General features: G+C 72.8%; 13 protein-coding genes. 5 read left to right on the forward strand and 8 right to left on the reverse strand.

The features are described 5' to 3' along the window. Positions 1 to 2: 2 nt before the first annotated feature. Positions 3 to 893, reverse strand: coding sequence for an IclR family transcriptional regulator (locus IL992_RS21780; protein WP_204053160.1), 891 nt, complete (start codon positions 891 to 893; stop codon positions 3 to 5). 194 nt (positions 894 to 1,087) lie between these two features. Between IL992_RS21780 and IL992_RS21785 the strand changes: the two genes are divergently transcribed. From IL992_RS21785 to IL992_RS21795, 3 genes are read left to right on the forward strand one after another with little or no spacing between them, the layout of a single operon-like run. Then, positions 1,088 to 1,969, forward strand: a complete 882-nt coding sequence (locus IL992_RS21785; protein WP_193205204.1) for an LLM class F420-dependent oxidoreductase — start codon at positions 1,088 to 1,090, stop codon at positions 1,967 to 1,969. After that, positions 1,962 to 2,489, forward strand: a complete 528-nt coding sequence (locus tag IL992_RS21790) for a nuclear transport factor 2 family protein (protein WP_193205205.1) — start codon at positions 1,962 to 1,964, stop codon at positions 2,487 to 2,489. The genes IL992_RS21785 and IL992_RS21790 overlap by 8 nt, the downstream gene beginning before the upstream one ends. After that, the gene (locus IL992_RS21795; RefSeq protein WP_193205206.1) at positions 2,486 to 2,899 is read left to right on the forward strand and encodes a nuclear transport factor 2 family protein; all 414 of its coding nucleotides are present in this window, start codon (positions 2,486 to 2,488) and stop codon (positions 2,897 to 2,899) included. The genes IL992_RS21790 and IL992_RS21795 overlap by 4 nt, the downstream gene beginning before the upstream one ends. Before the next feature lie 38 nt (positions 2,900 to 2,937). On the opposite strand, the gene IL992_RS21800 is transcribed toward IL992_RS21795, so the two are convergent. Genes IL992_RS21800 through IL992_RS21810 form a run of 3 tightly spaced genes read right to left on the reverse strand, consistent with a single transcriptional unit; the run spans position 2,938 to position 5,125 of the window. After that, positions 2,938 to 3,759 carry an SDR family NAD(P)-dependent oxidoreductase gene (locus IL992_RS21800; protein WP_193205207.1) on the reverse strand — a complete coding sequence of 274 codons (822 nt, stop codon included), beginning with the start codon at positions 3,757 to 3,759 and terminating at the stop codon, positions 2,938 to 2,940. Then, the gene (locus tag IL992_RS21805) at positions 3,756 to 4,232 is read right to left on the reverse strand and encodes a nuclear transport factor 2 family protein (RefSeq protein WP_193205208.1); all 477 of its coding nucleotides are present in this window, start codon (positions 4,230 to 4,232) and stop codon (positions 3,756 to 3,758) included. The genes IL992_RS21800 and IL992_RS21805 overlap by 4 nt, the downstream gene beginning before the upstream one ends. Further along, positions 4,229 to 5,125, reverse strand: coding sequence for an LLM class F420-dependent oxidoreductase (locus IL992_RS21810; protein WP_319018717.1), 897 nt, complete (start codon positions 5,123 to 5,125; stop codon positions 4,229 to 4,231). The genes IL992_RS21805 and IL992_RS21810 overlap by 4 nt, the downstream gene beginning before the upstream one ends. Positions 5,126 to 5,265: 140 nt before the next feature. Here IL992_RS21810 and IL992_RS21815 point away from each other — a divergent pair, with 140 nt between their 5' ends. Next, positions 5,266 to 6,951: an alpha/beta hydrolase gene (locus IL992_RS21815; protein WP_193205209.1), complete on the forward strand. Its 1,686-nt coding sequence runs from the start codon at positions 5,266 to 5,268 to the stop codon at positions 6,949 to 6,951. Here IL992_RS21815 and IL992_RS21820 read toward each other — a convergent pair. The 3 genes from IL992_RS21820 to IL992_RS21830 form a co-directional block, all read right to left on the reverse strand. Further along, a complete protein-coding gene (locus tag IL992_RS21820) occupies positions 6,937 to 7,539 on the reverse strand; it encodes a TetR/AcrR family transcriptional regulator (protein ID WP_193205210.1) in 603 nt (200 codons plus the stop codon). The two genes, IL992_RS21815 and IL992_RS21820, sit on opposite strands and share 15 nt — an antisense overlap. 59 nt (positions 7,540 to 7,598) lie before the next feature. Next, positions 7,599 to 8,858 (reverse strand): C39 family peptidase, encoded by a 1,260-nt coding sequence (locus IL992_RS21825; RefSeq protein WP_193205211.1) that lies wholly within the window; start codon positions 8,856 to 8,858, stop codon positions 7,599 to 7,601. Positions 8,859 to 8,938: 80 nt separating this feature from the next. Next, on the reverse strand, positions 8,939 to 10,102 hold the full coding sequence (locus IL992_RS21830; RefSeq protein ID WP_193205212.1) for an acyl-CoA dehydrogenase family protein: 1,164 nt from the start codon (positions 10,100 to 10,102) through the stop codon (positions 8,939 to 8,941). A gap of 37 nt (positions 10,103 to 10,139) precedes the next feature. On the opposite strand from IL992_RS21830, the gene IL992_RS21835 reads away from it, so the two are divergent. Then, positions 10,140 to 11,228: an acyl-CoA dehydrogenase family protein gene (locus tag IL992_RS21835; protein ID WP_193205213.1), complete on the forward strand. Its 1,089-nt coding sequence runs from the start codon at positions 10,140 to 10,142 to the stop codon at positions 11,226 to 11,228. Here IL992_RS21835 and IL992_RS48445 read toward each other — a convergent pair. Then, a complete protein-coding gene (locus IL992_RS48445) occupies positions 11,143 to 13,023 on the reverse strand; it encodes an ABC transporter ATP-binding protein (protein WP_319018718.1) in 1,881 nt (626 codons plus the stop codon). The two genes, IL992_RS21835 and IL992_RS48445, sit on opposite strands and share 86 nt — an antisense overlap. Positions 13,024 to 13,025: the final 2 nt, after the last annotated feature.

Genomic DNA, 13,025 nt, shown 5'->3' on the forward strand with positions numbered 1-13,025 from the left:
CTTCAGAGCCAGTCGCCGTTCTGGCCGACGGCGAGCAGGCGGTTCATGGTCTCCGGGGACCAGGTGCGGTCCGGCACGCGGTGGACGGCCCGGGACCTGCGCTGGGAGTCGAGGTCGGGGAAGAGGGCGAGCGAGACCTGCCGCGCGGCGTCGACCACGAGCGGGGCCACCTTCTCCAGCGGCGTGCGGGCGTCGCCCACCAGGGAGATGCTGGCCACCGGCCCCTCGTGACCGCGCACGGCCGCGGCGACGCAGGAGATGTCGGGGAAGCACTCCCCCCGCTCGAAGGCGAGCCCGCGGCGCTGCCGGATGCGGTTGAGCTCCTGGTGCAGCGTGCCGATGTCGCCGATCGTCCGGTTGGTCAGGCGGCTGATGTGCCCGTCGATGAGCGCCTCGACCTGCTCGGGCTCCAGCCAGGCGAGGATCGCCTTGCCGAGCGCGGTGCAGTGGGCCGGGGCCCGGCCGCCGACGCGGGAGGGCACCGACAGGGCGAACCGGCCGCCGACCTTGTCGAGGTAGAACACCTCGGCGCCGTCGAGCACGGCGAGGTGGACGACCATCCCGGTCCTGATCTGCAGGTTGTGCAGCAGCGGCGCGGCGGCCTCCCGGATCTCGCCGTGGCTGCCGTCCCGGCCGCCGAGCCCGAGTGCCCGCTTGCCCAGGCTGTAACCGAACGACGTGTGATCCAACCAGTTCAGCCGTACGAGCTGGTCGAGGATGCGATGAGCCGTCGAGCGCGGGAGGTGCGTGCAGCGGGCCACATCCTCGAGCGTGAGACGGGTGGAGCGACCGGTGAACGCGTCCATGATCAGCGTCATCCGTTCGACCATCGACGGCGGCAGCTCTCGTCGAGCGGGCGCCGTCGCCTCGTGCTCGGCACGGAGAGCGGTCATCACACCTCCCAAAAACTGAAATGAATTCTTGCCTCGGAATGTAGCAACGCATCCAGCCCCTGGGAAGAGGGGAAGAGACATCCCGTTCTGCCGCCTCGTGTCCGGTTCCGGTCAGCGGGACGAGCGGCGGCCGCGGTGTCGGCCTCCACTAGAAAGATTTCTGCGAAGCATGTTCCTGATGTGGAGGTACGCCGGTGCGGATCGGCATCGTCAGTCCTGTCGTGGTCCGGCTGCCCGGAGTCCACTCCGAGTGGGAACGCGAGGCCGGCGTGGACGAACTGGCCCGCATCGCGGAGACCGCCGACCGGCTGGGCTACCACCACCTCACCTGCAGTGAGCACGTGGCCGTCCCGGCCGGCATCGCCGCCGAGCGCGGCGCCGTCTACTGGGATCCGCTGGCGACCTTCGGCTACCTCGCGGCGCGCACCCGGCGGATCCGGCTGGTCACGCAGGTGCTGGTGCTGGGCTACCACCATCCCCTCGCCATCGCCAAGCGGTACGGCACGCTCGACCGCGTCAGCGGCGGGCGGCTCACGCTGGGCCTCGGCGTGGGCAGCCTCAAGGAGGAGTTCGACCTGCTCGGCGTGCCGTTCGAGGGCCGGGGGGCGCGGGCCGACGAGGCGATCCCCGCGCTGCGCGCCGCGCTGTCACGGCGGGAGCCGGAGTTCCACGGCGAGTTCTACGACTTCTCCGGGTTCGTGGTGGAGCCGCACGCCGTACAGACCCGGGTGCCGTTGTGGATCGGCGGACGCACCCCGCGCTCGCTGCGCCGCGCCGCGACGTACGGCGACGGGTGGGTGCCGTTCGGACTGCCCCTGGAGACGCTCGCGTCGATGGTCCGCGAGGCGGACCTGCCGGACGCCTTCGACGTCGTGCTGGCCGCGGGCCGGCCGGTGGATCCCCAGGCAGCCCCGGACGCCGCGCGGCGCGCGCTGGAGCGGGTGCGCGACGCCGGCGCGACCGTCGCCGGCGTCACCGTCGCCGCGACCTCGGCGGACCACTACCGGGAGCAGTTGGAGGCGCTGCGCGACCTCGCCTCCGCGATGGGCGTGGACTTCGGGAGGACCGATGACTGACACAACGACTACCGGGACCGACCTCGAACGGCGGCTGGCCCGCCTTGAGGAACGCACCCGCGCGCTGGAGGACGAGCGGGAGGTGACCCGGCTCATCCTGTCGTACGGCCCGCTGGTGGACAGCGGCAGCGCGGACGCCGTCGCCGGGCTGTGGGACGCGGACGGCGTGTACGACGTGGACGAACTGCTCATGCGCGGGCGGGCCCAGATCGCGGCCATGGTGCGCTCCGACGCCCACCAGGGCTGGATCGCGGGCGGGTGCGCGCATTTCGTCGGCCCGCCGCATGTGACCGTCACGGGCGACGACGCGACGGCGGTCTCCTACTCGCTGATGGTCACGCACGGGGACGGGGGCTTCGCGCTCCGCCGGGCGACGGCCAACCACTGGACGCTGCACCGCGCGGACAGCGGCTGGCGGATCGTCACCCGCACCGCCCGGGTGCTCGACGGACGCCCCGAGTCCCCCGCTCTGCTCGCGAGCGGCGTCTGCGCTCCTGTTGCGAGCGGAGAGCGGGCATGACGGACGACGACCGGCGGCAGATCGTCGAGCGGCTCGCGGCGTTCGCCGCGGCGCTGGACCGGCGCGACTGGGACGCCGTCGCCGCCGCCTTCACCCCGGACGCCACCGGCTACCGCCGCACGGGCCGGGCGGAAATCGTCGCCACCATCCGGGCGCACCTCGGCGGCTGCGGCCCCTCCCAGCACCTGCTGGGCAACCACCGCGTCGACATCGACGGCGACCGCGCCAGGTCACTGACGTACGCGCGGGTGTACCACCAGGGCGCCGGGGCGTACGAGGGCCGCTTCTACGAGTGCTTCGGCGAGTACGACGACCGATGGGAGCGCACGCCCGAGGGCTGGCTGCTCGCGTCCCGGGTGTTCGACATGACGATGGCGGTCGGCGACTTCGGGGTCCTCCAGCCCGGCTGAGCCCCTAGATCTGAGCCCATAGATCTGAGCCCATAGATCTAGGGGCGGTCGGGCATGTTGGTCCAGCCCTTGCCGTCGGCGCGGCCGTACCAGCCGGAGGCGGCGAGCGTGCCGCCGTCCACCGCAATGGTGTGGCCGGTGACGAACCGCGCCTCGTCGGAGGCGAGGAACTCCACGACGGCGGCGTAGTCGTCGGGCTCGCCGAACCGGCCGAGCGGCACCCACAGCGGGATCAGCCCGGGGTCGCGCCCCCGCAGCATCGCGCTCGCCGGGGTCTGCTCCGTGTCGGCCAGGTCGGGGGCGATCGCGTTGACCCGCACGCCATGACGGCCGACCTCCACGGCGAGGCTCTTGGTGAAGGCCGACACCCCCGCGTTGTACGCGGAGTAGACGGCATGGCCGGGGATGCCGCGGAAGGCCTCCACGGTGGAGTTGTTCACCACGCAGCCGGAGCCCTGCTCGACCATCACCGGAAGGATGGCGTGGGTCAGCGTGAACACGTGCCGCAGGTTCAGCTCGTACAGCCGCTGCCACTGCGCGGGAGTGCTGCGCAGGAACGTCCTGGACGCCGGGCGGAAGTCGCCCACGTTGTTGACCAGCACGTCCACCCGGCCGCCGCCCGCGTCGAGCGCGGCGTCCCGTACACGGTCGGCCGTCTGCTCGTCGCTGGCGTCGCCGATCACCGTGACGCAGCGCCCGCCAACGGCCTCGATCGCGCGGCGGGTCTCCTCGGCCGCCTCGGCGTCGATGTCGTTGAGCACCACCAGGTCGCCCCGGCGGGCGAGCCTGCGGCTGACCGCGCCGCCGATGCCCAGCGCGCCGCCGGTCACCACAGAGACGGTCACCACGGAGACGGTCATCGTTCCCCCTCCCGGCCGCGTACGCGCCGCACCGGCCTGGTCTCGATCCAGTCGATCCGCACCTCACGGCGGGCGATGCGCCAGGCGCCGTCGTGGCGCCGGTAGGTGTCGGCGTACCGCAGGTGCCACACCAGGTCGGATGGCCCGTCAGCGCGTTCGGACAGGTGGTGGGCAACGCAGGCCACCGCGCCCGTGGCGGTGCCGGGCTCCGGCCCGGGGTCGAAGACCTGCCCGGCGAGCGCGTGGAAGGTCGTCGTGAGGCTCTCCAACGCGGTCATCGCGGCGGCGATCTCCTCGTGGCCCGTGCGGATGAGAACCGGGCCGAGCGCGCGCGGCGGGTCCGGCAGCACGAGCACCCCGTCCGGGGTGAACAGGCCGGTCAGGCGCGCGATGTCGCGCTCGTCGGCGTACAACGCGTACCGCGCCACGAGGTCGGTCAGCGCGGCGGCGTCGGCCGCCGTCACGCCGTTCATCTCGCCTTCAGCCCAAGGCGGGCGGCACAGGCGGACAGTTCCTCCGTGGCCGCCGCGAGGTCGGCCGTGGGGGTGGGCGACAGCAGGATCCGGTTCGCTCCCAGCGCGGCCAGCGAGGCGGACTTCTCCGGAGTGATGCGGGAGACCATGTGCCCGAGGGTGAGTTCCAGCGCCTCGGGGTCACGGCCGCACGCCTCCGCCTCGGCGCGCATCACACCGAGCAGCCGGCGCAGGTCGTCTCCCACAACGCCAAGCGGCTGGAAGCCGTCGCCCAGGCGTCCGGCACGGCGGGCCGCCGCGACGCTGTGCCCTCCGATGTGGAGGGGCACCGCGCCGCGGACCGGCTTGGGATAGGTCATCGCGCCGTCGAAGTCGAAGAACTCGCCGTGGTGGCTGACCCCGTCCGGGCCGCCGCCCGCCCACAGCGCGCGCATCACGCGGATCTGCTCGTCGGCCCGGCGGCCACGGGTGGCGAAGCCGGCGCCGCAGGCCTCGATCTCCTCCTTCATCCAGCCCATGCCCACGCAGACCCGCAGGCGGCCCCGGGACAGCGCGTCCACGGTCGCCAGGCGCTTGGCCAGCACGACCGGATGATGGTTGGGCAGCACCAGAACTCCGGTGGCCAGGCCGATCTCGCTCGTACGGCCGGCCAGGAAGGCGAGCAGGTCAAGCGGGTCCGGGATGTCGCAGTCGTCCGGCAGTTCCATCCGGCCGGAGCTGTCGTAGGGATAGACGCTGGAGTAGCGGCTCATCACCACCGTGTGCTCGACCACCACGACGGACTCGAACCCGCACGCCTCGGCGTGCCGGGCGAAGCCGGCGATCCACCCGGGGTCGGCGGTCGTGTTCGCCGCCACGGGTGCCAGCACGGCGTATTTCATCGCTCCGCTCACGCGGGGACGCTATCGGCGCGACCCGGGGCCGGATCGGACCGCTCCCGATGACCGGGACGTTCCCCCCACCCGCGCCGTTACCCGTTCGTTACCTTGATAGCCTGCCTGCTCCTAGGCGAGCGGAGCGGATCGGGGACCTGATGGGGGAAAGACGGCGGCTGCGTGTCAACGCGCCGCTGGACACGGCCGGGATCGTCCTCGCCGCCACCTTCTTCTCCCTGTCCCTCACGCCGTCACTGCTGCCCCGTCCCTGGACGCTGCAGGGGATCATCGCGGGCGTGCTCACCGCCACCGGATATCTGGTGGGAGTGAGCGTCAGCGCACTCGTACGCCCGGCCGCGGCATGGCTCCCGGCGAGGTGGCGCGCGGCGTGGAATCGCAAGGGAAGGCGGCGGGTCCGGCGCCTGGTCGCGACGTTCGGCTGCGGTCTCGGCGCCGCCTCGCTGGTCCTGGGCGTGCGCGCACAGCGAGACATCTACGTGCTGATGGGACTGGACCCGCCGGAGCGGCTCGGCTACCTGGGCGTCCCGCTGATCGCGGCGGCCCTGTTCCTGGCCCTGCTGGCCGCCGCCCGGGCGCTGCGGATCGCGGCGCGGGCGCTGGGCCGCCTCCTCGGGCGATGGTTCCCCGCGACGGCCGCGCAGTTCGCCGCGGGGATCGGGGTGGGCGTGCTGGCCGTCTTCCTGACCGACGGCATCCTCACCGAGGCCCTCCTCAAGGGTGCCGACCGCAGCTTCGCCGCGATCAACACCGAGACGGCCCCCGGCATCACCCCGCCGACGGGGGCCACGCTGTCGGGCAGCCCCTCCTCGCTGGTCTCCTGGGCGTCCCTCGGTCTGGAGGGCCGCGCCTTCGTCGCGGGCGCGCCGGCCGTGGGCGAGCTGAGCCGCTTCAGCGGGCGGCCCGCCGTCGCCCCGATCCGGGTCTACGCGGGGCTCGACTCCGCCGCGACCACACGAGAAAGGGCCGCCCTGGCCGTACGGGAACTGGAGCGGACCGGCGCGTTCGGCCGCGACGTGCTCTGCGTGATCACGACGACCGGCACCGGCTGGGTGGACCCGCAGGCGGCCGCCGCCCTGGAGTTCATGTACGGCGGCGACACCGCGCTGGTCTCCATTCAGTACTCCTACCTGCCGAGCTGGCTGTCGTTCCTGGTGGACCGCGAGCGGGCCAGGGCGGCCGGGCGCGAGCTGTTCGACCAGGTGTACGCCCGCTGGTCGGCGCTGCCCGCCGGTCACCGGCCCAAGCTGCTGGTCTTCGGGGAGAGCCTGGGGGCGTTCGGCGCGGAGTCGGCGTTCGGCGGCGACCGGGACCTGCGCGAGCGCACCGACGGCGCGCTGTTCGTCGGGCCGCCGGACAGCAGCGCGCTGTGGCGGCGGCTGGTCGACGGCCGCGACGCGGGCAGCAGGGAGGCGTTGCCCGTCTACCGGGACGGTGAGACCGTGCGCTTCGCCAACCGCCCCTCCGACCTGGACGTGCCCGCGTCACCGTGGAACACGCCTCGGGTCGTCTACCTCCAGCATCCCTCCGACCCGATCGTGTGGTGGACGCCCCGGCTCGTCCTCGCCCGGCCCGACTGGCTGGAGGAGCGGCGCGGCCACGACGTGCTGCCCTGGATCCGGTGGTATCCGTTCGTGACGTTCTGGCAGATCACCGCCGACCTGGTGTTCTCGCTCGACGCGCCGCCCGGGCACGGCCACGACTACGACGGCGAGGTGATCGCCGCGTGGGCGCGGATCGCGCCGCCGGACGGATGGGACGACGCGCGGACCGCTGCGCTGACCACGCTGCTCGCGCCGCACCCGTCCGGGTCAGGCGCCCGATGAACCGCACAGTGAGTCGAGCCAGCCGATCAGCCGGTCTCCCTCACGCGTCATGATCTGGGGGTCGCGCAGGGCGTTGGCCAGCAGCGACATGCCCTGGTAGGCGCCCACCAGGGTCAGGGCGAGGCCGTCGGGCTCGGGCAGGCCGAGCTCGCGGAACTGCTGCTCGACCCAGTCGAGCAGCAGCCTGATGACCTTGCCCGCCTCCGTGTCCAGGCCGCCCTCGTCGCGTTTGTCCAGCTCGGCGGCGAGCGTGCCGGTCGGGCAGCCGTACCGGGCCGCGAGGTCGCGCTGGCCGACCCACGTCTCCACGAGGCCCTTGAGCCGCTCCCGGGGGTCCGGCAGCCGCTCCAGCCGTTCGGTGAGATCCCGCAGGTGGCGGGCGTGCTCGGCCAGCGCGGCGGCGACGAGCTCGTCCTTGGTCTTGAAGTAGTAGTAGACGTTGCCCACCGGGACGTCGGCGGCGCGGGCGATGTCGGCGATGGTGGTGCGTTCCGCGCCCTGCTGGTGCACCACCTGTGCGGCGGCGGCCATGAGCCGCTGCCGCTTGGCGCTCGCGGCCTTCACCCGGGCACTCGTCGAGTCAGTCACCTGACTAACTATAGGAGGGCCGAGCCCGCGGCCGTACACCGCTGGGCCCGGCCCGACCTTCACCAGTTCGCCGGCAGCCCCGGGGTGGTGGGCGGCAGGGGGTGGTTCTTCGGGTGGATGACGTACACGATCCCGCCGCTGCCGGTGCTGCGCAGCCAGACGTTCTCGAAGTTGGCCCGCGGGTAGACGTGGCGGACCGCGTCGTTGTCCGGTGAGGCGGGGTCGTTGGCGATCACGTCACCGCCGGCGGTGAAGCCGATGATGACCATGAGGTGGCCGTTGGTGCTGTATCCCGCGCCGGGCAGTTCCTCGGCCTTGAACGACTGGGAGGTGACGACCGGGATGCCGGCCCGGATCAGCCGCTCGAGCTCGGTCAGCGAGCGGAGCCGGGTGACGAACCCCTCAAGCCCGTACCGTCCCGCGTAGGCCGCGTTGAACGGCCAGTTGCCCGCCCCCTCGTACGCGTAGTCGTACGTGTACCGGGCCGCGTAGTCGACCTCGGGGTTGGGGTCGGAGGGGTCCACCCAGGAGGTGTCCTGCTTGCTGGGCCACTTGCCCCAGTAGCCGAGGACCATGGTGGTCGAGGTCGGGCTGCACCACGCCTCTCCCCCGCCGTCCCACTCGGGGTAGTGGCCCTCGTGGACGTTCTGCGAGCGGCGGGGCACCGGCAGTTCGACGCCCCAGGCGATGCCGCCGGGGCTGACCGGGACGGTCGCCCGGTCGGGCACCGCGGAGGCCATCGCGCCGAGCTCGCGCACGACCGGCGTCACCGCCGAGCCCGGTGCGCGGTACAGGGTGACGCGCAGCTGATAGGAGGTGATCGCCTTGCCCGCCGCGGCCACGAACGTGTCGACCGAGACGGTGCCGTCGGCGTCCCGCTGCCCGGACAGCGACGTGCGGCGGATGTCCTCGTCGCCGTACGCCCAGCGGCCGAGCACGTACCACTTCGTCTGCCCGGCGGCGTGGCGGCCGCGCATCTCGACCTGCAGCCAGCTCCCGGCGGGTACGTCGGCGTTCCAGGAGGCCACCAGCTCGGTGGCGGCGAACCCGATGGGCCGCTCGGGGCCGGTCCACCGGGCGTACTCCCAGGTCTTCGTGCCGAGCGCGTCGGTGTAGGAGATCGTGCCCACGGGGGCGGCGAAGGACAGGGTGTTGCCCGCCTTCACGCCCTCCCGCAGGCCGGGGCCGAAGTGGGCCCGTTGGTAGACGACGTCGACGGCGGACGGCGGGGGTTTGGTCACGGCCTCGGCGGCCGTGGAGGTGACGGTGAGGGATGAGGTCATCAGAAGGGCGGACAGGAACGCGGTCAGCACGCGCATGGCTCACCTCGGGGTCTCGTCGGCGCCCTCGACGGTAGAGACCGCGGCCCGTCCGGCACATCGGCAGGAATACGTATCCGCTACCGGGGTTCGCGGGGCAGGCCCAGCACGCGCTCGCCGATGATGTTGCGCTGGATCTCGTTGGAGCCCGCGTAGATGGTGTCGGACCGGGAGAACAGGTAGAGCCGCTGCTCGTCGCCCAGGTCGTACGGCGGCCCGTCGGCGACCATGCCGGCCGCGCCGAGCACGTCCATGGCCAGCTCGCCGAGCTCGCGGTGCCACACGCCCCACACGAGTTTGGAGATGGACGACTCCGGGCCGGGCGCGCCCGCCGCGATGCCGGCCATCGTGCGGACGGCGTTGAGCCGCATGACCTCCAGGCCGATCCAGGAGCGGACGAGCCGGTCGCGCAGCAGAGGGTCGTCCACGGCGCCCGTCCTGCGGGCCAGCGCGATGATCGCCTCCAGTTCGCGGCGGAAGCCCACCTGCTGGCCGAGCGTGGCCACGCCGCGCTCGAAGCCCAGCGTCGCCATGGCGATCTTCCAGCCGTCGCCGGGCGCGCCCACGATGTTCGCGGCGTCCGTCACCGCGGCGTCGAAGAACACCTCGTTGAACTCGCTCGTCCCGGTCATCTGGACGATGGGCCGGATCTCCACCCCGTCCTGCCGCATCGGCACGAGCAGGTAGGACAGGCCGTGATGGCGCGCCGAGCCCGGCTCGGTGCGGCAGACCACGAAGCACCAGTCGGCCTCCATGGCCAGGGAGGTCCACACCTTCTGACCGGTGACCCGCCAGCGGTCGCCGACCAGCTCGGCGCGGGTCTGCACGTTGGCCAGGTCGGAGCCGGCGTTCGGCTCGGAGTAGCCCTGGCACCACAGCTCCCGGGCGGCCACGATCGGCGGCAGGAAGCGGGCGCGCTGCTCGTCGGTGCCGAACGCGATGATCGTCGGGCCGAGCAGGTTCTCGCCGATGTGGCCGACCCGGGCGGGCGCGCCGGCCAGCGCGTACTCTTCGTGGAAGACGACCTGCTCCTCGACGCTCGCCCCCCGCCCGCCGTACTGCTCGGGCCAGCCCAGACAGGTCCAGCCGGCCTCGGCCATGTGCCGCTCCCAGGCCAGCCGTACGTCGAACGCCTCGTGCTCGCGGCCGGGCCCGCCCAACCCCCGCGCGCCGGCGAACTCGCCCGACAGGTTGTCCTCCAGCCAGGCCCGCACCTCTGCCCTGAACGTCTCGCTCCTGTTCACAACTAGCACTCTACCAAACAGTTGTTAGAATGAAGCTATGTTCACCACCGAGGAGCAGGAGGAGCTGCGGCGCACCGTCCGCGCCCTGCTCGAGCGCAATCCCCCGGCCCGCCCGGCGCCCGACGCGACGCCGGAGTACGACGAGACCGTCTGGCGGCTGCTCGCCGACCAGGTGGGCGCCTTCGGCCTGGCCGTACCCGAGGAGCACGGCGGGGCGGGCTTCTCCTACGCCGAGACCCACGTGGTGTGCGAGGAACTGGGCCGCACGCTCGCCGCGGTGCCCTACCTGGGCTCGGCCGTCCTCGCCGCCGACGCGCTGATGGCGTGCGGCGCGACCGGCGACCTGCCCGGCATCGCCGACGGCACCCGCGTCGGCGCGCTGGCCTGGGCCGAGAGCGGGACGTGGGACCCGGCGGCGATCCGCGCCCGCGTGGCGGACGGACGGCTGACGGGCGTCAAGGAGCACGTGCTCGACGGCGCGCGCGCCGACCTGTTCGTCGTGCCCGCCGCCACCCCCGAGGGCGGTCTCGGCCTGTACGCCGTCGAAGCCGGCGCCCGGGACATGGCGGAGGGGGGCGTCGAAGTCGAGCCGCTGGTCACGCTGGACCGGACCCGGCCGCAGGCGCGCGTGGTCTTCGACGACGCCCCGGCACGGCTCCTGACCGCCGACGGGCACCGCGTGCTGGAGCGCCTGCTCGCCGTGGCCGCGACCGCGCTGAGCGCCGAACAGCTCGGCGGCGCGTCGCGCTGCCTGGAGACGACGCTGGAGTACGTGAAGACCAGGGAGCAGTTCGGCCGTCCGATCGGCTCGTTCCAGGCGGTCAAGCACCGGCTGGCCGATCTGTACGTGCTGGTCGAGTCGGCCAGGTCGGTCAGCTACGACGCGGCCCGCGCGCTCGCCGAGGACGCCGCCGACCTGCCGGTGCGGGCCGCGGCGGCGCAGGCGTACTGCGCCGAGGCGTTCTCCACGGTGGCGGCCGAGACCATCCAGCTGCACGGCGGCATCGGCTTCACCTGGGAGCACGATGCGCATCTGTACTTCAAGCGGGCCCACTCGGCGGCCAAGCTGTTCGGCGACGCCGCCTGGCACCGGGCCCGCCTCGCTCCCGCCGTGCTCGGCGGCTGAGCTGGAAATCGGCTGCCTGGCGGGTGAACAGGCGGGCGTACTCGCCGCCGAGGGCCATCAGCTCGTCGTGGGTGCCCTGTTCGGCTATCCGGCCGCCGGCGAGGACGACGATGTGGTCCGCGCCGCGCACCGTGTTGAGACGGTGCGAGATGAGAAGGCTCGTACGGCCGCCGCGGTAGTCGCGGAGCCGCTGGTGGATGGCGTACTCGGCATCGGGGTCGAGTCCCGAGCTGGGCTCGTCCAGGATGAGCAGGTCGGCGGTGTCCGCGCGGAGGAGGGCGCGGGCGAGGGCGACGCGCTGCCACTGCCCCCCGGACAGGAGCACACCCTGGCCGGGGTCCTCGCCCTGTTCGTCGGCGAAGAACCGCGACAGGACGGTGTCGTAGCCGCGGGGAAGCCTCGCCAGCGTCTCGTGGACGTCCGCCCGGCGGGCCGCCTCGTGGATCCGCTCCGGCCGGCCGAGGGAGGCCAGGTCGCCGACGGCGACGTTCTCGGCCGCGGTGAGGTCGTAGGCCATGTAGTCCTGGAACACGGCTCCGATCCGGCGGCGCAGGTCGTCGACGCGCAACTCGCGCAGGTCGGCGCCGTCCCAGCGGACGCTGCCGCGCTCGGGGTCGTACAGGCGGCACAGGAGCTTGACGACGGTGCTCTTGCCCGCGCCGTTCAGGCCGACCAGGGCCACGCTCCGGCCGTACGGGATGGTCAGGTTCAGACCGCGCAGCACGTACGGGTGGTCGGCGTCGTACCGGAACCACACGTCGCGGAGTTCGATGCCGTGCCGTAGTGGTGGCACGTCGCCGCCGGTGGCGGGTTCCTGCAGGTCGGGTCCGACGGTGACGACGTGGGCGTAGTGGCCGGCCAGGACGAGTGCCTCGTTCAGGTGGGCCAGCTGGATCACCACGCCGGAGAGGGAGGACTGCGTGCCCGCCACGGCGGCGGTGAGGATGGCCAGGTCGCCGATGCCGGCCTCGCCCGCCGCTATCCGGGAGACCGTCATGATCAGTGCGGCGCCCGCGATAATCGTGCTGAGGACGGTCAGCGCGCCGTTGTAGCGGATGGCGGTCATGTCCACCCGGCGTTCCGCCCGCTGCGCGGCGCCCAGTTCGCCAAGCATCCGCCGGCGCAGGAAGCCGCCGATGTCGAAGAGCCTGATCTCCTTGGCGGCCTGGTGGTTGAGCATCAGCATCTGGTAGAACACCCGGCGGCGATCCGCTGGGGCTATCTCCCAGAGCAGGTGTGCGCGGTGACGGCTGAGCCGGAGCTGGATGATCAGTTCGGGCACGGTGGCGGCGGCTACGACGGCGGCCAGGAGCGGGCTGAGCGTGGCGAGCGCGCCGAGGAGCCCGGCGATGGTGATACCGCTGCGCACCACCCCGAGCGCCGACTCCGTGACGAGTTGCGGGGTGGTCTGGGCGGACTGCTGGGCCATCTGGAGCCGGTCGTGGAACCGGGGGTTCTCCAGCCTGGTCAGTCCCTGCATGCGGCACACCGCGGTGAACAGTTCGTCGCTGGTGTGCCAGGCGATGCGGCGCTGCTGTTCCCTCTGGACGTACCCGGACAGGTGGGGCAGCAGCGCGGTCAGCGCTCCGAGCACCGCCAGCGCGGCGGCGGGCGCTGTCGTCGACGGGCCCGACCCGATGGTCAGGCGATCGATCAGGAGTTTGGTGAGCCATGCGATCGCGACGGGGAAGGCGCCGTTCAGGATCGCCAAGGCGAGCTGCGACAGGGCGAGTACGGGTCCGGCGCGCCAGACGAGCGCCAGGGTGAGCCGCAGTGGCCCGAGCCGTGACCTCACCC

The organism is Microbispora sitophila, from assembly GCF_014892245.1.
GTDB lineage: Bacteria > Actinomycetota > Actinomycetes > Streptosporangiales > Streptosporangiaceae > Microbispora > Microbispora siamensis.